20 protein-coding genes and 1 pseudogene are annotated in these 20946 nt (G+C 64.6%); 16 read left to right on the plus strand and 5 right to left on the minus strand.

All coding sequences use genetic code 11. From position 1 onward, the window contains the following. Positions 1-27: 27 nt before the first annotated feature. The 5 genes from WHZ77_RS33335 to WHZ77_RS33355 all read left to right on the plus strand — a co-directional run bounded on the left by WHZ77_RS33335 (position 28) and on the right by WHZ77_RS33355 (position 3603). Positions 28-342: an ArsR/SmtB family transcription factor gene (locus WHZ77_RS33335; RefSeq protein ID WP_375311796.1), complete on the plus strand. Its 315-nt coding sequence runs from the start codon at positions 28-30 to the stop codon at positions 340-342. Further along, a complete protein-coding gene (locus tag WHZ77_RS33340) occupies positions 339-695 on the plus strand; it encodes an SRPBCC domain-containing protein (RefSeq protein ID WP_375311797.1) in 357 nt (118 codons plus the stop codon). Before WHZ77_RS33335 ends, WHZ77_RS33340 begins: the two co-directional genes overlap by 4 nt. Positions 696-742: 47 nt before the next feature. Next, entirely contained in the window at positions 743-1345 is a 603-nt protein-coding gene (locus tag WHZ77_RS33345) for an ATP-dependent Clp protease proteolytic subunit (RefSeq protein ID WP_151645924.1), read from the plus strand. A 433-nt stretch (positions 1346-1778) separates the two neighbouring features. Beyond that, positions 1779-2117 (plus strand): P-II family nitrogen regulator, encoded by a 339-nt coding sequence (locus tag WHZ77_RS33350; RefSeq protein ID WP_008142813.1) that lies wholly within the window; start codon positions 1779-1781, stop codon positions 2115-2117. A gap of 37 nt (positions 2118-2154) precedes the next feature. Next, positions 2155-3603 (plus strand): ammonium transporter, encoded by a 1449-nt coding sequence (locus WHZ77_RS33355; RefSeq protein ID WP_375311798.1) that lies wholly within the window; start codon positions 2155-2157, stop codon positions 3601-3603. Between the two features lie 43 nt (positions 3604-3646). Here WHZ77_RS33355 and WHZ77_RS33360 read toward each other — a convergent pair whose 3' ends face one another. Next, positions 3647-3811, minus strand: a complete 165-nt coding sequence (locus WHZ77_RS33360) for a hypothetical protein (RefSeq protein ID WP_375311799.1) — start codon at positions 3809-3811, stop codon at positions 3647-3649. Between the two features lie 12 nt (positions 3812-3823). Here WHZ77_RS33360 and WHZ77_RS33365 point away from each other — a divergent pair, with 12 nt between their 5' ends. The 5 genes from WHZ77_RS33365 to xth all read left to right on the plus strand — a co-directional run bounded on the left by WHZ77_RS33365 (position 3824) and on the right by xth (position 10086). Continuing rightward, complete coding sequence (locus WHZ77_RS33365; protein ID WP_375311800.1) at positions 3824-4228, plus strand: GFA family protein; 405 nt, start codon at positions 3824-3826, stop codon at positions 4226-4228. Between the two features lie 283 nt (positions 4229-4511). Next, positions 4512-5726: an aminotransferase class I/II-fold pyridoxal phosphate-dependent enzyme gene (locus WHZ77_RS33370; protein WP_375311801.1), complete on the plus strand. Its 1215-nt coding sequence runs from the start codon at positions 4512-4514 to the stop codon at positions 5724-5726. 9 nt (positions 5727-5735) lie between these two features. Then, on the plus strand, positions 5736-8216 hold the full coding sequence (locus WHZ77_RS33375) for a DNA translocase FtsK (RefSeq protein WP_375311802.1): 2481 nt from the start codon (positions 5736-5738) through the stop codon (positions 8214-8216). A gap of 152 nt (positions 8217-8368) precedes the next feature. Then, complete coding sequence (locus WHZ77_RS33380; protein ID WP_014438858.1) at positions 8369-9124, plus strand: outer membrane lipoprotein carrier protein LolA; 756 nt, start codon at positions 8369-8371, stop codon at positions 9122-9124. Between the two features lie 146 nt (positions 9125-9270). Then, positions 9271-10086, plus strand: coding sequence for an exodeoxyribonuclease III (xth, locus tag WHZ77_RS33385; RefSeq protein ID WP_375311803.1), 816 nt, complete (start codon positions 9271-9273; stop codon positions 10084-10086). Between the two features lie 58 nt (positions 10087-10144). On the opposite strand, the gene WHZ77_RS33390 is transcribed toward xth, so the two are convergent. Both WHZ77_RS33390 and WHZ77_RS33395 read right to left on the minus strand, forming a co-directional pair. Further along, entirely contained in the window at positions 10145-10588 is a 444-nt protein-coding gene (locus WHZ77_RS33390; protein ID WP_014438856.1) for a cyclic nucleotide-binding domain-containing protein, read from the minus strand. A gap of 59 nt (positions 10589-10647) precedes the next feature. Beyond that, complete coding sequence (locus WHZ77_RS33395) at positions 10648-11334, minus strand: response regulator transcription factor (protein ID WP_024338712.1); 687 nt, start codon at positions 11332-11334, stop codon at positions 10648-10650. Positions 11335-11536: 202 nt separating this feature from the next. Here WHZ77_RS33395 and WHZ77_RS33400 point away from each other — a divergent pair, with 202 nt between their 5' ends. Together WHZ77_RS33400 and WHZ77_RS33405 are read left to right on the plus strand one after the other, a co-directional pair. Further along, positions 11537-12106 (plus strand): L,D-transpeptidase, encoded by a 570-nt coding sequence (locus WHZ77_RS33400; RefSeq protein WP_375311804.1) that lies wholly within the window; start codon positions 11537-11539, stop codon positions 12104-12106. A gap of 6 nt (positions 12107-12112) precedes the next feature. Then, positions 12113-12898: a 2-keto-4-pentenoate hydratase gene (locus tag WHZ77_RS33405; RefSeq protein WP_375311805.1), complete on the plus strand. Its 786-nt coding sequence runs from the start codon at positions 12113-12115 to the stop codon at positions 12896-12898. Between the two features lie 59 nt (positions 12899-12957). On the opposite strand, the gene WHZ77_RS33410 is transcribed toward WHZ77_RS33405, so the two are convergent. Next, positions 12958-13647 carry a YggS family pyridoxal phosphate-dependent enzyme gene (locus WHZ77_RS33410; RefSeq protein ID WP_375311806.1) on the minus strand — a complete coding sequence of 230 codons (690 nt, stop codon included), beginning with the start codon at positions 13645-13647 and terminating at the stop codon, positions 12958-12960. Between the two features lie 108 nt (positions 13648-13755). Here WHZ77_RS33410 and WHZ77_RS33415 point away from each other — a divergent pair, with 108 nt between their 5' ends. Further along, the gene (locus WHZ77_RS33415) at positions 13756-15453 is read left to right on the plus strand and encodes a diguanylate cyclase domain-containing protein (RefSeq protein ID WP_375311807.1); all 1698 of its coding nucleotides are present in this window, start codon (positions 13756-13758) and stop codon (positions 15451-15453) included. Between the two features lie 3 nt (positions 15454-15456). Here WHZ77_RS33415 and WHZ77_RS33420 read toward each other — a convergent pair. After that, a pseudogene (locus WHZ77_RS33420) lies at positions 15457-16502 on the minus strand (GGDEF domain-containing protein). A gap of 190 nt (positions 16503-16692) precedes the next feature. On the opposite strand from WHZ77_RS33420, the gene leuS reads away from it, so the two are divergent. From leuS to holA, 3 genes are all read left to right on the plus strand, one after another. Then, positions 16693-19317 carry a leucine--tRNA ligase gene (gene leuS / locus WHZ77_RS33425; RefSeq protein ID WP_375311808.1) on the plus strand — a complete coding sequence of 875 codons (2625 nt, stop codon included), beginning with the start codon at positions 16693-16695 and terminating at the stop codon, positions 19315-19317. After that, positions 19304-19855: an LPS assembly lipoprotein LptE gene (gene lptE, locus WHZ77_RS33430; protein ID WP_375311809.1), complete on the plus strand. Its 552-nt coding sequence runs from the start codon at positions 19304-19306 to the stop codon at positions 19853-19855. The genes leuS and lptE overlap by 14 nt, the downstream gene beginning before the upstream one ends. A 61-nt stretch (positions 19856-19916) precedes the next feature. After that, positions 19917-20945 (plus strand): DNA polymerase III subunit delta, encoded by a 1029-nt coding sequence (gene holA / locus WHZ77_RS33435; protein WP_375311810.1) that lies wholly within the window; start codon positions 19917-19919, stop codon positions 20943-20945. Position 20946: the final 1 nt, after the last annotated feature.

Below are 20946 nucleotides of genomic sequence, written 5' to 3' on the forward strand. Positions count from 1 at the left end.
CACATAAGCGCGTGCTTATGTGTTGCCATGATCGAAGCCGACATCTTCAAGGCGCTGGCCGACCCGACCCGCCGAAAGGTCTTTGAGAGGCTCGCTGACGGCAGCCAGAATGCCAGCGCTTTGCGCGACGGCCTGGAGATCAGCCAGCCGGCGATGTCGCAGCATCTGGCCGTGCTGCGCGCGGCGGGCCTGGTGCGCGAGCAGCGGCAGGGCCGTTTTGTGAATTACGAAGTCGACCCGGACGGAATCGTCGCCATCGGGGCATGGCTTGCGCGCTACCGCGCCTACTGGCCGAAGCGCATGGAAGCGCTCGCCGATCTCTTGAAGGATATGGATCAATGAGCGACGAATTGAAGCCCGATCGCCCCGACGCGGCTCTGGTGCTCGAATATGATTTCGATGCGCCGCCGGCAAAGGTCTGGCGCGCCGTGACCATTCCGGCCCTGCGCGAGCGCTGGCTGCCGGATTGCGATCTTGCGGACGCCGAGCCGGAATCATCGATCGCGGGCGAAGAGGTGCGGTACCGGCTTCGCGATTCCGAACCGCCGTTTCGCGAAAGTCACGTCATCTTCCGGATCGAACCGAACGAAGCCGGCGGCACCCGCTTTCGCATCATCCAGCAAGCCTCGGACGGTCGAGCGAAGCTGCCGCAGGCGGCCAACAGCAATCGCTGCCTGATGCGCGCGGCGGCCTGACGGCAAAAGACTTCATCATCCATCATCTGCAGACATGGAGGTCGCCGATGCGCGACATGCTTCAGCTCGTCCCTATGGTCGTCGAGCAATCCGCGCGCGGCGAACGGTCCTTCGACATCTACTCGCGGCTCTTGCGCGAACGCATCATCTTCCTCAATGGCGAGGTCAATGATGCGATGTCGGGCCTCGTCTGCGCCCAGCTGCTGTTCCTGGAGGCGGAGAATCCGAACAGGCCGATCAACCTCTACATCAACTCCTACGGCGGCGTGGTCACCTCCGGCCTCGCGATGTACGACACCATGCAGTTCATCAAGGCGCCGGTCCACACGCTGTGCATGGGCACGGCGCGCTCCATGGGCTCGTTCCTGCTGATGGCCGGCGAGCCCGGGCACCGCGCCGCGCTGCCCAATGCCAGCCTTCACGTGCATCAGCCCCTTGGCGGCTTTCAAGGGCAGGCGTCCGACATCCTGATCCATGCCAACGAAATGCAGGAAACCAAACGGCGCATCATCCGGCTCTATGCGCGACATTGCGGACGCCGCGAGGACGAGGTGGAACGGACCCTGGACCGCGACCATTTCATGACCGCCCAGCAAGGGGTCGAATGGGGACTGATCGACCGGGTCTTTGCGGAGCGCGACGCCGCCTGAACGTCCAAGAGCCGCCTCAGCCGGATACCGTCTGGCAGCCTTTGTCCTGCTGAAGCGGGCAGGCCTGCTGCGCGGGACCCGTGAGCAGGAGCCGGCGGGCTCAATATTTCGCCGCGCGGTTAGGCCTTGACTGTAATAAGATACCTTTACACTGCTCGACCCGTGAGCACCATTGTGTCGGCAGCCTGTCATGCATGTTTTTTAAGCAGCCATGGTCACGCAATAAGCGCGACGTAATAGCGCACTGCACCACGATACCCGCCAAACGCGAAAACACCCGTTTTCATAGTCCGTTAGGCAACACGCCCGATCTGGCACGGCATTTGATTCTAAGGGTCTTGGCTGTGCCCGCGTAGTGAACTTCTCCCTCGTGGCGAACCAGTCGAGAAACGCCCGGCCACGTCCGGACCGGGCCCAAGCGGGGATAGGACCCATGAAAATTGTTATGGCGATTATCAAGCCATTCAAGCTGGAAGAAGTCCGGGACGCCCTGACCGCCATCGGCGTTCACGGTCTCACGGTGACGGAAGTCAAGGGATATGGCCGCCAGAAAGGCCATACGGAAATCTATCGCGGCGCTGAATACGCCGTGAGCTTCCTGCCCAAAATCAAGATCGAAGTCGCCGTCGCCTCCGACCAGGTCGACAAGACCATCGACGCCATCACGTCCGCCGCAAAAACCGGACAGATCGGCGACGGCAAGATCTTCGTCATCAACCTCGACCATGCGGTTCGCATCCGCACCGGCGAGGCCGATGCCGCGGCCCTCTGATTTCGCGCTCAACATTTACCAATCAGGAGTGAATAAAATGACGTTTAAGCGTCCCTATGGCGCGGGATTGGCGGCTCTCGCAGTCGGCCTGTTCGCTGCGACCGCAGCCTACGCCGAGCCAACGGTCAACAAGGGAGACAACGCCTGGATGCTGACATCGACAGTGCTCGTGCTGTTGATGACGATCCCCGGCCTCGCGCTGTTCTACGGCGGCCTCGTCCGTTCCAAGAACATGCTCTCCGTCCTGATGCAGGTGTTCTACACCGTCTGCGTCGTCACCGTGATCTGGGCCGTGTACGGCTACAGCCTCGCCTTCACCGGCGGTTCCGACTTCATCGGCGGCTTCTCCAAGGCCTTCATGATGGGCGTCACCACCGACTCGAAGGCCGCGACCTTCTCGGTCGACGCCAATATCTCGGAGCTCATCTACATGTGCTTCCAGATGACCTTCGCGGCGATCACGCCGGCCCTCATCGTCGGCGCCTTCGCCGAGCGCATGAAGTTCGCCGCGCTCGCCCTGTTCGTGCCGCTCTGGGTCACGCTGATCTACTTCCCGATCGCGCACATGGTCTGGTACTGGCCCGGCCCGGACATGATCCAGGACGCTGCCAAGGCGCTGGCGGCTGCTGGTGACGCGGCTGCCAAGACGGCGGCGCAAACCAAGCTCGACGAGATCAACGCCGACGCCGGCTGGATCTTCAAGATGGGCGCGATCGACTTCGCAGGCGGCACCGTGGTGCACATCAACGCCGGCATCGCAGGTCTCGTCGGCGCCCTGCTGATCGGCAAGCGCGTCGGCTACGGCAAGGAGCTGATGGCTCCGCACTCGCTGACGATGTCGATGATCGGCGCCTCGCTGCTCTGGGTCGGCTGGTTCGGCTTCAACGCCGGCTCCAACCTCGAAGCCAACGGCGGCGCAGCCCTCGCCATGACCAACTCCTTCGTCGCCACCGCAGCCGCCGCGCTGTCGTGGATGTTCGCGGAGTGGATCATCAAGGGTCACCCGTCGGTGCTCGGCGTCATCTCCGGCGCCGTCGCGGGCCTGGTGGCGGTGACACCCGCGGCCGGCTTCGCCGGCGTGATGGGTGCGATCGTCCTCGGCCTCGTGGTCGGCGTGGTCTGCCTGTTCTTCTGCACCGTCGTGAAGAATGCGCTCGGCTACGACGACAGCCTCGACGTGTTCGGCGTGCACTGCATCGGCGGCATCGTCGGCGCCCTCGGCACCGGCATCCTCGTCAACCCGGCACTCGGCGGCGCGGGCATCATGGACTACACCGCGATCCCGCCGAAGGTGGCCGATTACGACTTCGCGGTGCAGATGCTGGCCCAGATCAAGGCCGTTTGCACCACGCTGGTGTGGTCGGGCGTCGGTTCGGCGATCCTCTACAAGGTCGTCGACGTGATCGTTGGCCTCCGCGCCAATGTCGAGACCGAGCGTGAAGGCCTCGACATCACCGAGCACACCGAGCGCGCCTACAACATGTAAGTGTTCTCCCGGGGCGCGATTTCCTCGGAGATCGCGCCCAGAACTACGGTTCGGGCACATACCCGGCAATGCCCTGACCGTTGAGGGGCTCCAGCGCAAGTTGGAGCCCCTTTCTTTTTGCCGAACTCTTTTTGACGGTGCGCCCAAGAAAAAGATTGCCATTCCAGATGGCCGGCGCAGAAATATCGACCACAACGAAAAAGCACATCGGGAGGTCGTCATGCGTTTGGAAGGCGGATGCTATTGCGGCGAAGTGCGCTACGTGGCCGAGGGCGATCCCATGATGCAGGCCCAGTGTCATTGCCGCGAGTGTCAGTACATCTCGGGCGGCGCGCCCAACACCTTCATCGCGATGCCGGTGGCCGGCTTCAGCTACATCATCGGACAACCCAAGCAGTTCACGCGCAAGGACCTCGAGCGCGCCGTGACACGCGAGTTCTGCCCCGAATGCGGCACGCATCTGGTGACCAAGGTTCCGGGCTTGCCGGCCGCAATCCTGAAGGTCGGCACGCTGGACGAGCCGGAACGGTACCATCCGCAGATGGCGATCTACACCTGCGACAAGCAGGAGTTTCATGCGATCCCCGCAGGCATGGCGACGTTCGAAAAGCTGCCGGCGCACTGAGGAGCGCTTATATCGCCAAGCTCGTCGTGCCCGGGCTTGTCCCGGGCACCCACGTTCTTGGACGTCCCCGGAAAGGGCGTGGATGGCCGGGGCAGGCGCGGCCATGACGGGGGCTTGGAGGCCCACGCATCCCATTGCTATCCGGCCTCATAATTCCCGGTCTGGACGGACCGGCCGACCGATGGTTAATCGCGTCTTAACCTCGCCCTATCTATGGTGAACTGAACCGCTTCCCGCCGGCGCCTTGGTGCGACCGGCTGTTCCAAGAGTGCTGGCGTCCAGAATGGCTATGACCGCTTCATCCAGTGCGCCGCAGGCCAGTGGAAGCCCCGATACCGAACGCTCGCCCTTCGTCCGGCTGAACGAGCTCTTGGCCCCCCATCAACCGGGCAAGCCCTTGATTTCGCTTGCCGTCGGCGAGCCCCAGCATCCCGTGCCTGACTTCGTCGGCCCGGTGCTGGCCAAGCACATCGCCGATTTTGGCCGTTACCCGGCGAACAAGGGCACCGACCCGTTCCGCCAGGCCGCAGGCGCCTGGCTGTCGTCGCGGTTCAAGCTGCCGCGGCCGCTCGACCCCGAGACCGAGATTCTCGTCCTCAATGGCAGCCGCGAAGGTCTGTTCCTCGCCGCGATCGCGGCCGCGCGCTATGTCGGCCCGCGTCCCGGCAAGCCCGCCATCCTGATGCCGAACCCGTTCTATCCGGTCTATGGCGCCGGCGCCCGCGCAGCCGCCTGCGAGCCGGTCTATCTGCCGACCACGGTCGAAAACGGCTTCCTGCCCGATCTCGACGCCATCGACGAAGCAACGCTGGCGCGCACGGTGGCGTTCTATCTGGCCTCGCCCGCCAATCCGCAGGGTTCGGTCGCCAGGCCCGACTATTTCAGGCGGTTGAAGCAGCTCGCCGACCGCTATGGCTTCGTGATTCTCAGCGACGAGTGCTATTCCGAGATCTACACCCGCGAGGCCCCGGGCAGCGCGCTCGAATGCGCCGGCCCCGATTTCACCCGCGTGGTTGCGTTCCAGTCGCTGTCAAAACGCTCCAACCTGCCGGGCCTGCGTGTCGGCTTCGCCGCCGGCGACAAGAAGTTCATCGGCATGTTCCTCGAGCTGCGCAACATCGCTGCGCCCCAGGTGCCGGTGCCGCTCCAGCATGTCGCAACCGTTGCCTACGGCGACGAGGCGCATGTCGAGGAGAACCGTCGGCTCTACCGGACCAAGTTCGATCTCGCCGACCAGATCATCGGCAATCGCTACGGCTATCGCCGGCCCGATGCCGGCTTCTGCGTCTGGCTCAACACATCCGACATCGGCGACGACGTGTCGGTGTGTCTAAGACTCTTCACGGAAGCAGGCGTGCGCGTTGTGCCCGGCAGCTTTTTGGCGCGGCTCCAGCCCGACGGCTTCAATCCCGGCGCGGGCTACATTCGCCTCGCGCTGGTGCAGGATGGCGAGACCACGGCGCAGGCGCTGCACCGGCTGGTCGAGACTCTGGGTTAGGCGGGGCCCATGAGCATGTCGGCGATCGAACGTGTCATTCCACTGGTCGGCCATTTGCCGCCCTCGATCCGCGAGGCGCTGGGCCGGCGCATGCGCGAGCTCGCCGGCTTCGGCCTGATCACGCTGTCGGGCGTCGCCTCCGCCGCGCTGATGACCTGGTCGGTGCAGGATCCCAGCCTCAGCCACGCCACCTCGCGGCCGATCCGCAACATCCTGGGTTATGCCGGCGCGATCGGCGCCGACCTTGCGATGCAGATCCTCGGGCTCGGCGCGATCATGCTGATCCTGACCGTGGCAGTCTGGGGCTGGCGCATGCTGACCCATCGCCCGTTCGACCGCGAGGCGCTGCGGCTCGGCTCCTGGATCCTCTGCACCGTGATCGCAGCGGGCTTCGTCAGCTGCTGGCCGCATGGCGGCGCCTGGCCGCTGCCGACCGGCCTCGGCGGCGTGGTCGGCGATGCGCTGGTGCGCGCGCCCGCGGTGATCTTCGGACCCGCCGGCACGATCTATCGCATCGTGCTCGGCACGATCCTGTTCGCCGCGATGGCCGCGACCTTCCTGATCGCCTGCGGCCTCGGCGCACGCGAGCATGACGACGAGCTCACGGAGATCGAGGATGACGACAAGCCGCTCGACGAAGACGAAGAGGGCGATCGCGGTTCGGTGTCGCTGGGCTGGCTGTTCCACGCGCTCATGAGCACCAAGGCGCGGCTGATCTGGCTGTGCGGTGCCGCTTACCGCTCGCTGGTCTCGAGCGGACCGAAGACCAAGGCCGTTTCGTTCAGCCGCCAAGAGCCGAATCTCGGAGGCGGACGTGCAGCGCCGTCGATCTCGCCGCAGTCCCAGGACGAAGACGACGAGGACGAGCCCGAAGAAGAAGTGGAAGACGAGGAGGAGGAAGAGGAGGAGCCCGCCGCGCGCGCCCCGCGCAAGAAGGCCGCGCCGAAAGCCGCTTCCAAAAAGTCCTCCGACAAGTTCGAGCTTCCGTCCGTGTCCGTGCTGGCCGCGCCGAAGGCCGGTGATCGCCAGCCGCTCAGCAAGGCCGAGCTGGAAGCCAATTCGCGCTCGCTCGAAGGCGTGCTGCAGGATTTCGGCGTGCGCGGCGAGATCGTGAAGGCCCATCCGGGTCCAGTCGTCACGCTGTACGAGCTGGAGCCCGCGCCGGGCATCAAGTCGTCGCGCGTGATTGGACTTGCCGACGACATCGCACGTTCGATGAGCGCACTGTCGGCGCGTGTCGCGGTCGTGCCCGGTCGCAATGCCATCGGCATCGAGCTGCCGAACGCGCATCGCGAAAAGGTCTATCTGCGCGAGCTGCTGGTCGCCAAGGAGACCGTCGACTCGGTTGCGAAGCTGCCGCTCTGCCTCGGCAAGACCATCGGCGGCGACCCTGTCATCATCGACCTCGCGCGCACGCCGCACATGCTGATCGCCGGTACCACCGGCTCCGGCAAGTCGGTCGCGATCAACACCATGATCCTCAGCCTGGTCTACCGGCTGCGCCCGGACCAGTGCCGCCTGATCATGGTCGATCCGAAGATGCTCGAACTCTCCGTCTATGACGGCATTCCCCATCTGCTCACGCCCGTCGTGACCGATCCGAAGAAGGCGGTAGTCGCGCTGAAATGGGCGGTGCGCGAGATGGAGGAGCGCTACAAGAACATGGCCAAGCTCGGTGTGCGCAACATCGACGGCTACAACACGCGTCTGCTCGAATTGAAGGCCAAGGGCGAAGAGCCGACGCGCACGGTGCACACCGGCTTCGACAAGGAGACCGGCAAGGCGATCTACGAGGAAGAGAAGCTCTCGCTCGATCCGCTGCCCTACATCGTCATCATCGTCGACGAAATGGCCGACCTGATGATGGTCGCCGGCAAGGATATCGAAGGCGCGGTGCAGCGCCTCGCGCAGATGGCCCGCGCCGCCGGCCTGCACGTGATCCTCGCCACGCAGCGTCCGTCGGTCGACGTCATCACCGGCACCATCAAGGCGAACTTCCCGACCCGCATCGCCTTCCAGGTCACGTCCAAGATCGACAGCCGCACCATTTTGGGCGAGATGGGCGCCGAGCAACTGCTCGGTCAGGGCGACATGCTCTACATGGCCGGCGGCGGCCGCATCAGCCGCGTGCACGGACCGTTTGCCTCGGACGAGGAAGTCGAGAAGGTGGTGCGCCACCTCAAGACCCAGGGCCAGCCGGAATATCTCGAAGCCGTTACCGCCGAAGAGCCCGCCGAGGACGAGGACGGCGCGGTGTTCGACGCCAGTGGCATGGGCGCGGATGGCGGCGGCGACCTGTTCCAGCAGGCCGTTGCCATCGTCAAGCGCGACCGCAAGGCCTCGACCAGCTACATCCAGCGCCGCCTGCAGATCGGCTATAACCGTGCCGCGTCCTTGATGGAGCGCATGGAACTGGAAGGCATCGTCGGACCCGCCAACCACGCCGGCAAGCGCGAGATTCTGGTCGAAGAAGAAGACAGCCATATGTGAGGCCAGCGGCCTCAGAACATTATTTCACGCAAAAACGTTATCTGCTTTTGCCCGAAATCACGCTAAAAAGACGCCCAGCCAACCAGGACGACGCGTTGATCAGACATCCGGACATTCGATTCGCTGCCACCCTCGCTGCGCGAGGCGCGCGCATGGCCGGCGTGCTTCTCGTCACCGCCGCGATGGTGACCGCAGCGTCCGTCGCGCAGACCGTGCCTGTGCCGAAGCCCGCGCCGAAGGGCCGCGACGGTGGCGCGCCCGCCGGCGGACCTGCCGTCACCGGCGCGACGCAGACGCCGCCGAATCCGGTCATCCCTGATCCGCGCCGCAACGTGCCGAGCAGCATCTTCCAGACCTTCGACGCCAACCAGAAGGCACAGGCGGCCAAGGTCAGCGCCTACCTGTCCTCGCTGTCGACGCTGGTCGGGAATTTCGTGCAGGTCGGCCCCGACGGCAGCAAGACGCAAGGCGACTTCTACATCCAGAAACCCGGCAAGGTGCGCTTCGAATATGACGCGCCGAGCCCGATCGACATCGTCGCCGATGGATCGTCGCTGGTGGTGCGCGACCGCAAGCTGGCCACGCAGGACGTCTATCCGCTGTCGCAAACGCCGCTGCGCTTCCTGCTGTCCGACCGCATCGACCTGATGAAGGACACCAACGTCGTCAACGTCTCGGCCGACGACGTCTTCGTCAGCGTCACCATCGAGGAGAAGCAGGCGCTGGTCGGCACCAGCCGCCTGATGCTGATGTTCGGCGCCAAGGACGGCCAGTTGAAGCAGTGGACTGTCACCGATCCGCAGGGCTACGACACCACGATCGCGGTCTACAATCTCGACGCGACCAAGAAACTCGACCCCGGCATGTTCAAGATCGATTTCACCAATTACGGCCAATCGCCGGGTTGAACGCTGTGCTGCCGCAGGGTGGGCAAAGGCGCATTTGCGCCGTGCCCACCATCTCTCCACGATTGGACAAGAAGTGGTGGGCACGCTTCGCTTTGCCCACCCTACGGCTAGATCGCACCACGAGAGCTTGCTAAGACGCATCTCTCATGCGTTTTTCCCTGACAACCTGGAACATCAATTCGGTGCGGCTGCGCATCGAACTGGTCGCGAAGTTTCTCAAGAGCGCGCGGCCGGACGTGCTGTGCCTGCAGGAGACCAAGTGCATCGACGATGCCTTTCCGCTGAAGCGCTTCAAGCGGCTCGGCTATGAGCATGTCGCGCTGAACGGACAGAAGGGCTATCACGGCGTCGCCATCGTCTCGAAGATTCCGTTCGAGTCGACGGACATCCGGACCTTCTGCGACAAGGTGGATTCGCGCCACATTTCCGTATCCTTCGGAAACAAGGCCAACATCGCAAAGCCGCTGGTGCTGCATAATTTCTACGTGCCCGCCGGCGGCGACATTCCCGATCCCGCGCTGAACGAGAAGTTCGATCACAAGCTTCGCTTCCTCGACGAGATGAAGGCCTGCGAGCCGTTGCATCCGCGCGGGGAGGATCGCCACATCCTGGTCGGCGATCTCAACGTCGCGCCGCACGAGAACGACGTGTGGTCGCACAAGCAGCTCTTGAAGGTCGTCTCTCACACACCCGTCGAGACCGAGAAGCTGAAGGCCGCGCTCGAAGCCGGCGAGTGGGTCGACGTCGCACGCGATCGCATCCCGATGTCGGAAAAGGTCTACACATGGTGGAGCTACCGCTCCGCCGACTGGACCGTCGGCGACCGCGGCCGCAGGCTCGACCACATCTGGGTCTCGCGCGCGCTGAAGGACGCGGTCAGCGATTTCAGGATTTTGCGCGACGCGCGGAGCTGGGAACGGCCGTCGGACCACGTGCCGGTGACGGTGACGCTGGAGGTTTGAGTCCCGTCATTCCGGGACGCGACGAAGTCGCGGGCCCCGGAATGACGAGGGGAGACACCTACGACGTCAGCTTCGCGCCCGCCATCAATATATCGCTCGCAATCTGACTCGACCGCACCGCGAATTCGTCGCGCAGGCGAACGGCGGCCGCGGGGTCGCTTTCGAGCACGCGTTGAAACAGGCTGCGCGCGACGCGGATGACGGAGGCGTGCTCGATCGCGATCGCGCTCGACGGCCGCTTCATCGGCACCACCAGCGCGAGCTCGCCGATCAGCGCGCCGGGACCCGCGATCATTTCGGCACCGGCGCCGTCGTCGACCCGGAAGGCGCCGCGCTGGACCACGTAGCCGGCATCGGCATCGTCGCCGAGATTGAACAGGACGTCGCCGCGGACGAAGTTACGCTGCTCGGAGCCGATCGCCAGCATGCGCAACGAGGCGTCTCCCAACAGGCGCAGTGTCGGGACACGCTCGAGAAGCGCTACGTCGTCGTCGATTGACATTCAGGTCCGGGGCTCAAAGGGCATGCGATCTAAAACGATTCGCACGCCCCTCAAGCGTATCACGGCACCAGCTTGTAGCCACCGGCTTCCGTGACCAGGATTTCCGGGTTGGCGGCGTCCTTCTCGATCTTCTGGCGGAGGCGGTAGATGTGGGTTTCCAGCGTGTGGGTGGTGACGCCGGAATTATAGCCCCAGACCTCCTGGAGCAGGGTCTCGCGCGAGACCGGCATCTGGCCGGCCCGGTAGAGGAAGCGAAGGATCGCCGTTTCCTTCTCGGTGAGGCGGACCTTGCGCGCATTGGCCGCTGTCAGCATCTTCGAGCCGGGGCGGAAGGAGTACGGGCCGACCGAGAACACCGCGTCCTCGCTGGCCTCGTGCTGGCGGAGCTGGGCACGAATGCGCGCCAGCAGCACGGCGAAACGGAAGGGCTTTGCGACATAGTCGTTGGCGCCGGATTCCAGCCCCAAAATCGTGTCGGAATCGGTGTCATGCCCGGTCAGCATGATGATCGGGGCCTTGAAGCCGCCCTTGCGCAGGGAGCGGACAACCTCGCGGCCGTCGGTGTCGGGCAGGCCGACATCCATCAGAACGAGATCGGGGGAATTGGCCTTCGCGGCGCTCGCGCCCTTGGCGCCGGTATCGACGGCGGAGGCTTCAAATTCTTCGTGCAGCGATAATTGCTCCACCAACGTATCGCGCAGATCGGTATCGTCATCCACGATGAGGATCTTGCGGGCATTGGGCATAAGGGGTCATCCTTTTGGAGTCCGACTCGGCGCGCATGCATGCTGCACCCAGCCGCGAGGGAAAGTTAGGGGTCGCCGTTATTATTGTTATTCGTGTTGAAGTAGTGGGCTGTTACCGATTCACAAGCCAGAAGCACTCTAACCCAGAATAGCAGGCCGTTTTGATGAATGTCCTGTAATGAATTCCACATCGCACGCTCACATGAAAAAGAAAGCTGCGTCAGTTGGTTACACCAGGAATCGGACCTCGGAGCCGCTTCCGGCGATCCGCGTTAAGCCTGCTGCGGGGAATCCGCGCCGGGGCTGGCTGACGGCAGGACCGTTGACGATTCCGGTGGCGCTGGGGAGAGCTGGCATCCTGGCCAACAAGCGCGAGGGTGATGGCGGTACCCCGAGGGGCAGCTTCCGTCCCAGGCAATTGTGGTGGCGGGGCGACCGGCACGGCCGCCCGCAGACCTTCCTGCCTGCACGGACCATCGGCGACACCGACGCCTGGTGCGAGGACCCCAAGGACCGCCATTACAATCAGCCAATCCGGCTCGATCGGGAGCAGGGCGGCGACCGGCTCAAGCGGGCCGACCAACTCTATGACTTCATCATCGAAATCGACCACAACACCCGGCCGCGGATCGCCGGCCGCGGCAGCGCCGTGTTCCTGCATCTGGCGCGCGACAATTTCGGCCCGACCGCGGGCTGCGTCTCCATGACCAGGGCGGCGATGCTGCAATTGCTGCGACGGCTTGGACCAAAAACAAAAATCATCATCGGGTGAGGGCACATGCTCGACAAGGACCAGATCGCCGCCGCATCGCGCCTGCTCGTCCAGCACTGGCGTGACGGCACCAAGCTCGACGCGCTGGAGAGAAATTTGCGGCCGCAGAGCCGTGCTGACGGTTACGCCATCCAGGCCGCGCTCGAAACGCAGTCGCTTGGAAAACTGTTCGGCTGGAAGATCGCGGCGACGAGCGAGGCCGGACAGAAGCATATCAATGTCGCGGGCCCGCTGGCCGGTCGCATCATGAGCAACACACTGATCGCCGATGGCGGCACCGCGTCGATGAAGGGCAACGAGATGCGCGTCGGCGAACCGGAATTCGCCTTCCGCATGGGCCGTGATCTGCCGCCGCGCGGGACCCCGTACAGCGTCGACGACGTGCTCGCCGCCGTCGATACCCTGCACCCCGCGATCGAGATTCCCGATTCGCGCTTTGCCGACTTTGTTGGCGCGGGCGAGGCGCAGCTCATCGCGGACAATGCCTGTGCGCATCAGTTCGTGCTGGGCACGCCGACGACCGCGAACTGGCGCGCGATGGATCTCGTCGAGGAGCGGCCGCAGATCACGCTGCGCGGTAAGAACTACACCGGCCACGGCAGGAACGTGCTGGGCGACCCCCGTGCTGCCCTGGCGTGGCTTGCCAACGAGCTGCGCGGGCTCGGCCTCACCTTGCGGGCAGGGGAGGTGGTGACGACGGGCACATGCCATCCGCCGCTGCCGATTCAGGCCAGCGATTATTTTGCGGCGGACTTTGGCGTGCTGGGGAAGGTGTCGGTGGGGTTTGTGTAGGCCCGGCAAATTCCGCTGTCGTCCCGGACAAGCGGAGCGCAGATCCGGGACGACATCAACTACCGGTGCCCGAAGATCGCGCTCCCCACGCGGACGTGGGTGGCGCCGAGCGTGATGGCTGTGGCGAAGTCCGCACTCATGCCCATCGAGAGCTTCTTTAGTCCGTTACGCTCCGCGATCTTGGCGGTCAGCGCAAAATGTGCGGCCGGCGGCTCGTCGACCGGCGGAATGCACATCAAGCCGGAAATCGTCAGCCCATAAGTGTCGCGGCAGCTCGCGATGAAGGCGTCGGCCTCGCCGGGGGCGATGCCGGCCTTCTGCGGCTCCTCGCCGATATTGATCTGCACGAACAGCTCCGGATGCCTGTTCTGGGATTCGATTTCCTTGGCTAACGCCTGGCAAATGCTCGGGCGGTCAACCGAATGGATGGCATCGAACAGCGCGACCGCCTCTTTTGCCTTGTTGGATTGCAGCGGCCCGATCAGATGCAGTTCGATATCCGGGTAAGCAGAGATTAACGCAGGCCACTTGCCCTTGGCCTCCTGCACGCGATTTTCGCCGAATACGCGCTGTCCGGCGGCGATGACCGGCATAATTGCATTTGCCGCGAACGTCTTGGACACTGCAATCAGCGTCACCGAGGCGCGCTCGCGCCGCGCGTCCTTGCAGGCGCGCGTGATTTCGGCTTCGACCGCGGCGAGCGCGCTTGGTGAATGGCCGGTTACCGGCGCGGCATTGGCGTCTGTCATGAGGTCGATTGTCTGCGCTCGTTACCGAGGTAAGTCCAATTTTACCGAGTTCAAGAAAGAGTTTTTGAACCCTTCGCTTTACCTTGGCCCGCGGGGTGGGTAGCGAAGATGGCCAACGTCAGTTTCAACCGCAAACGAGCGAAACTCAAGCAGGTTCTCGGAATCCGGGCGCGGCTGGCGTTGCTCGCGGTGATTCTGGTGACGCCCTTGATGTTCGAGCGCATCCGTTCGCTCGAGGACACGCGCGCGCGGCAGATCGCGCAGGCCACGGCCGAGTTCACGACCGTCGCAAGGCACAGCGCCGACGCGCAGCGTGAGGTGATCTCGTCGGTCGAGACCATCCTGAAATCGGAAGCTTTCATCCGGGCATCCGCCGGCGGCATCAGCAAGAGCTGCGACGTGCTGCGCGCGAGCCTGCCGTCGAACCTTCCCTGGATCCGCACGCTGCTGATCGCGGGCCAGGACGGCCGCATCCAGTGCGCCACCAACAACATGTATGTCGGCCTCGACCTCAGCGACCGGCCCTACTTCCAGCAGGCGCAGGAGACCGGCCGCTTCGTTCTGAGCGACTTCATCCTGTCGCGGCCCGCATTGTCACCGACCGTCATGGCGGTCTATCCCGTATCCGCCTTCAGCGGTACGGCGGATGCCGTCGTGCTTGCGACCGTCAACCTCGACTGGATGTCGAAGGTCATGAACAATCTCGGCGGCCGCGCCGGCATCACCGCCGTGCTGGTCGACAGCGCCGGCACCGTGCTGGCGGCGCCGGCCGACCAGCGTGGCGCGATCGGCCGCCCCCTCGACAACATGCCGCTGATGTCCGCGATCGCCGACAAAGCGCTGCGGTCGAACCAGGATGAAGGCTCACTCTCTTTCCTGGCCGCCGACGGCTCCCGCCGCGCGGTCAGCTACATCCGCATTGCCGGCACCAATGCGCGCCTGATCGCAAGCATCGACGAGGACAAGGTGTCCGCGGCGGTCAGCCGCGACATCCGCACGGCCTATCTCCAGCTCGCTTTCGTCGTTCTGTTCGTCCTGCTCGGCGCGCTGATTGCCGCGGAGAAGCTCGTGATCAAGCCGATCGAGATGCTGGCCGACATGGCCAAGCGTCTTGGCGAAGGCGATCTGTCGGCGCGCGCGGCACGCAACCGCCTGCCGGCCGAGTTCGTGCCGCTGGCCCGCGCGTTCAACGCGATGGCCGCGCAGCTCAGCCAGCGCGAACGCGAGCTGATCGCGAGCAACGACCGGCTGACCGTGATGGCCTCGATCGACATGCTGTCGGGACTCGCCAATCGCCGCGGCTTCCAGAGCCGGCTCGACTTCGAATGGATGCGCGCGCAGCAATATAACAGCGACCTCGCGCTGCTGATGATCGACGTCGACCACTTCAAGCTGTTCAACGACACCTATGGCCATCTCGAAGGCGATTCCTGCCTGACCCGCCTGGGCGAATCGCTGTCCGGCATCGCCGCCGACACGATGGGCTTTGCGGCCCGCTATGGCGGCGAGGAGTTCTGCCTGCTGCTGCCTAACACCGACGTGAACCGCGCCGTCGAGATCGGCGAACAGGTGCGCGCGGCGGTGCTGAGACTTTGCCTGCCGCACATCACCTCGGCGCACATGATCGTCACCGTCTCGATCGGTGTTGCCGCCACGAAGCCCAACGAGACCCTGCGCCCCGGCGATCTCATCGAAGCCGCGGACGCTGCGCTCTACGCCGCAAAACATCGCGGCCGCAACAATGTCGTCGAACACGGCATCCAGGTGATCGAGAACGGCGCGGCCGACATCATGATGGCGGGTTGATCGCTAACCCGCAGCCCCGGCACGATCGAGCTCGCTCTCCGTCACCACACGATTGCGGCCCCCACCCTTGGCGAGATAGAGCGCGCGGTCGCAGCGCTCGATCAGATCGGTGATTGCTTCGCCGGTCCGGTACTGCGCCACACCGATCGACACGCTGATGCTCGGCAGCATCTCGCCGGTCGAACGCCGCGTGATCGTGCATTCGGCGATCGCGCGCCTGATGACCTCGGCGATCTCGGCGCAAATGGCGAGATCGGCATCCGGTAGCACGGCGATCAGTTCCTCGCCGCCATAGCGCGCCGGCAGATCCTGCTGACGAACCTTTTCGCGCAGCACCCTCGCCATCAGCCGCAGCACCTGGTCGCCGACGCCGTGACCGAAATTGTCGTTGAAGGTCTTGAAGTGGTCGATGTCGAGCAAGAGCACGCTGAGCGGCTCGCCCCAGTCCGCCGTCGTCTGCGCCTTGCGCAGGAATTCGTCGAGCGCCCGCCGGTTTGCGAGGCCCGTCAGCATATCCGTCCGGGCGCGCTCCTCGGATTTGGAGAGCGAGTCGCGGATCACGTCGAGCTCCCGGGTCTTCTCCGCAAAGCCTGCCTCGAGCCGTGTCGCCCTCGTGGCGGCGCGCGCCAGCTCGTTCATGAGCTGTCCGACCAGCGCCTTCGGATCGACGCCGGCGTTGCCCTGGTCGGTCACCTGGCTGATCGCCTGCATCTGGGATTGGTTGTCCGCGATCGCGGTCGCCAGAACTCCTTCGCCGCGCCCATCAGGGTATGCAGCCGCTCGGACGTGTTGGCGACGACGGCACTTGCCTGGGGTGCGACATAGGTCTCGAATAGATTCTGATTGGTCCCGGCATCGAATGGGCGATTGTGGTCGATCAGGAGATCGACGGCGTTGCGCAAATCGTCCTGGCTGCCTGCAAAATACCGGAACCAGACGGCAAAATTGGCCGGCGTCGGCGGAATCCGCTGCTCGGCCATGCTCCGCATCGCCCGTCCGGCGATGGACGCGGCATAGTCGTGATCGGGATCGTCGAAGCCTGAATCCATTGCCTGGCGGGTGCTGTTGCGGTCAACCTCGCACCGACCCCTTAATCCGACCCCAATAGGCTGCTCCGTAGTTTTGCGGAGCAGCCTTGCGGAGTGCCGCCGCCAGCGGCAACCCATTGACCCCCTGAGGACTTCTATGGCCTAGTCCGCCGTCTTTAGGCGGCCCAAACCACGAAAACCGAACGATTCCATGACCTCCGAACGCTACAACGCCCGCGACGCCGAACCGCGCTGGCAGGCTGCCTGGGACGACCAGGCGATCTTCGTTTCCAAGAACGACGATTCGCGGCCGAAATACTATGTGCTGGAGATGTTCCCCTACCCGTCGGGGCGCATCCATATCGGCCATGTCCGCAATTACACGCTCGGCGATGTGCTGGCCCGCTTCATGCGCGCCAAGGGGTTCAACGTGCTGCACCCGATGGGCTGGGACGCTTTCGGCCTGCCGGCCGAGAACGCCGCCATCGAGCGCAAGGTCGCCCCAAAGGCCTGGACCTACGACAACATCGCCGCGATGAAGAAGCAGCTCCGCTCGATCGGGCTGTCGCTGGACTGGAGCCGGGAGATCGCGACCTGCGACCCCAGCTACTACAAGCACCAGCAGAAGATGTTTTTGGACATGCTCGCCGCCGGCCTCGCCGAGCGCGAGAAGCGCAAGCTCAATTGGGATCCGGTCGACATGACCGTGCTCGCCAACGAGCAAGTGATCGACGGCCGCGGCTGGCGATCGGGTGCCGTTGTCGAACAGCGCGAGATGAGCCAGTGGGTCTTCAAGATCACGAAGTACTCGCAGGAGCTGCTGTCGGCGCTGGATGGGCTGGACCGCTGGCCCGACAAGGTGCGGCTGATGCAGCGCAACTGGATCGGCCGCTCCGAGGGCCTCTTGATCCGTTTCGCGCTGGATGCGGCGACGACGCCCGCCGGCGAAAACGAGCTGAAGATCTTCACGACACGCCCCGACACGTTGTTCGGCGCAAAATTCATGGCGATCTCGGCCGATCATCCGCTGGCGCAGGCAGCCGCCGCGAAGAACCCGAAACTTGCGGATTTCATTGCCGACATCAAGAAGATCGGCACCGCGCAGTCGATCATCGACACCGCGGAGAAGCAGGGTTTTGACACCGGCATCCGCGCGGTGCATCCGTTCGACCCGAACTGGAAGCTGCCGGTCTATGTCGCCAACTTCGTGCTGATGGAATACGGCACCGGCGCGATCTTCGGCTGCCCCGCGCATGACCAGCGCGACCTCGACTTCGTCAACAAGTACGGTCTCGGCAACACGCCGGTCGTCTGCCCCGAGGGCCAGGATCCCAAGACGTTCGTCATCACCGACACCGCCTATGACGGTGACGGCCGCATGATCAATTCGCGCTTCCTCGACGGCATGACCATTGATCAGGCCAAGGACGACGTTGCAAAACGCCTGGAAACCGAGCTGCGCGGCAACGCGCCGGTCGGCGAGCGGCAGGTCAATTTCCGCCTGCGCGACTGGGGCATTTCGCGCCAGCGCTATTGGGGCTGCCCGATTCCGGTGATCCACTGTCCGAAGTGCGACGTGGTGCCGGTGCCGGCTGCCGATCTGCCGGTGGTGCTGCCGGAGGATGTCAGCTTCGACAAGCCGGGCAACGCGCTCGATCATCACCCGACCTGGAAGCACGTCGCCTGCCCGAAATGCGGGGCTAAGGCACAACGCGAAACCGACACCATGGACACCTTCGTGGATTCGTCCTGGTACTTCGCGCGCTTCACAGATCCCTGGAACGAGGCCGCGCCGACGACGCCCGCCATCGCCAACCGGATGCTGCCGGTCGACCAGTATATCGGCGGCGTCGAGCACGCGATCCTGCATCTGCTTTACAGCCGCTTCTTCACCCGCGCGATGAAGGCGACAGGGCATATTGCGCTGGACGAGCCGTTCGCCGGCATGTTCACGCAGGGCATGGTGGTGCACGAGACCTACCAGAAGGCCGACGGCACCTATGTGCAGCCGGCCGAGGTCAAGATCGAGGTCGGCGGCAACGGGCGCCGCGCCACGCTGCTGACGACGGGCGAAGACATCCAGATCGGTGCGATCGAGAAGATGTCGAAGTCGAAGAAGAACACGGTCGATCCCGACGACATCATCGAGACCTACGGCGCCGACGTCGCCCGCTGGTTCATGCTGTCGGACTCCCCGCCCGACCGCGACGTGATCTGGAGCGACGAGCGCGTCCAGGGCGCCTCGCGCTTCGTGCAGCGGCTGTGGCGGCTGGTGAACGACGCGGCGGAACTCGGCAAGGGTGCGCCGGCGGCTCGGCCGGCTTCGTTCGGGCCTGATGCGACCGCCTTGCGCAAGGCCGCCCATGGGGCACTGGACAAGGTCACCACCGGTATCGAGCGGCTGCACTTCAATGTGTGCCTGGCCCATATCCGCGAGTTCGCCAATGCGTTCTCGGAGATCCTCCAGCGTCCCGGTCAGCCCGCCCCCGACTTGGTCTGGGCGATCCGGGAGGCCAGCCAGATCCTGGTCCAGCTGTTCTCACCGATGATGCCGCATTTGGCCGAGGAGTGCTGGCAGGCCCTGGGCCACAGCGGGCTGGTTTCGGAGGCCAATTGGCCCCAAATCGAACGCGATTTGCTGGTTGAAGACAGCGTGACCCTGGTGGTCCAGGTCAACGGCAAGAAACGGGGCGAGGTCACAGTTGCAACAGCGGCCCAGAATCCGGAAATCGAGGCTGCCGTTTTGGCCCTCGATGCGGTAAAACTAGCCTTGGACGGCAAGCCCGTCCGCAAGGTGATCGTCGTCCCCAAGAGGATCGTGAATGTTGTCGGCTAGGATCCGCATCGCAGCCCGCCTGCTGGCAGTCGCCGCTCTGGCGGCGCTGACGGCCGGCTGCTTCCAGCCGATGTATGCCGAGCGTACCGACGGCACACCCGGCCTTCGCGAGAAGCTGATGGGGGTCGATCTGCCGCCGATCGCCAAGGCCAACGCCTCGCGCGAGGCGCGCATCGGCGTCGAGGTCCGCAACGCTCTGGCTTTCAAGCTGTACGGCACGGCCACCGGCATGCCGCCGACCCACCGTCTTGAGATCCGCTTCACGACCAACAAGTCGTCGCTGATCGTCGATCCCAATACCGGCCTGCCGAGCAGCGAGAACTATGGCATCGACGCCCAGTACAACCTGATCGAGGTCGTGACCAACAAGTCGGTGATGACCGGAACGACGTTCTCGCGCGTGTCCTACGATATGCCCGGCTCGTATCAGCGCTTCGCCCGCAACCGCGCCCTGCGCGATGCGGAGGATCGTGCCGCGAACGAGATCGCCGAGAACATCACGACGCGGCTCGCCTCATTCTTTACTGCGGGTACGTAGTTCATCCCTGTCATGCCGGGGCTCGCGCTTCGAGCGCAGGGCATGACGACTTTGAGGCGGCATGGTCGCACTCCGCGGAAAAGAGATCGACGCCTTCCTCGCCCGCCCCGATGCGGGCCGGCCGATCATCCTGCTCTACGGTCCCGACGCCGGCCTCGTGCGCGAGCGCGCCGATGCGCTGATCGCCTCCGCCGTCGACGATCCCAACGATCCTTTCGCGATGGTCAAGCTCGACGGCGACGAGCTCTCGGCCGAGCCGTCGCGTCTGGTCGATGAAGCCATGACGGTGCCGCTGTTCGGCGGCCGCCGCGCCATCCGCGTCCGCGCCGGCTCGCGCAGCTTTGCCAGCGGCATCGACACGCTGGCGGAGATGGGCGTGAAGGATTGCCGGATCGTCATCGAGGCGGGCGAGCTGCGCCCGGAGTCGCCGCTGCGCAAGGCCTGCGAGCGCGCCAAGACGGCCGTGGCGATCGGCTGCTATCCCGACACCGAGCGCGATCTTGCCAAGCTCATGGAAGACGAGCTCCGCATCGCGAATTTGCGCATCGCACAGGATGCCCGCGCGGCACTGATGTCGTTTCTCGGCGGTGACCGCCAGGCCTCGCGCAACGAGCTGCGCAAGCTCACCCTCTACGCTCATGGCAAAGGCGAAATCACGCTGGATGACGTAATGGCCGTGGTCGCCGATGCATCCGAGCTGAAGCTCGATCCGATCGTCGATGGCGCCTTCGCCGGCCGGCCCGATATCGTAGAGACCGAATTCGCAAAGGCCATGATCGCCGGCACCTATCCCGGCGTGATCATCTCGGCCGCACAGCGACAGGCCGCGTGGCTGCATAAGTCGGCACTCGCCATCGCGGACGGCACGCCGGCCTCCGCCGTGCTCGACGGCGGATTTCCGCGGCTGCATTTTTCGCGAAAGCCGGCCGTCGAAACCGCGCTGCGCAATTTCAGCGTGACGCGGCTCGCCGCAATCATCGAGCAGCTCGCGACGGCCGCGCTCGACACCCGCAAGCAATCCACCCTCGCCGCCGCCATCGCGCAGCGTACGCTGATGGCGATCGCCGCGAACGCGAAGCGGCGGGGTTAAA

The organism is Bradyrhizobium sp. A5, assembly GCF_042076515.1.
GTDB classification, from domain to species: Bacteria; Pseudomonadota; Alphaproteobacteria; order Rhizobiales; family Xanthobacteraceae; genus Bradyrhizobium; species Bradyrhizobium cosmicum.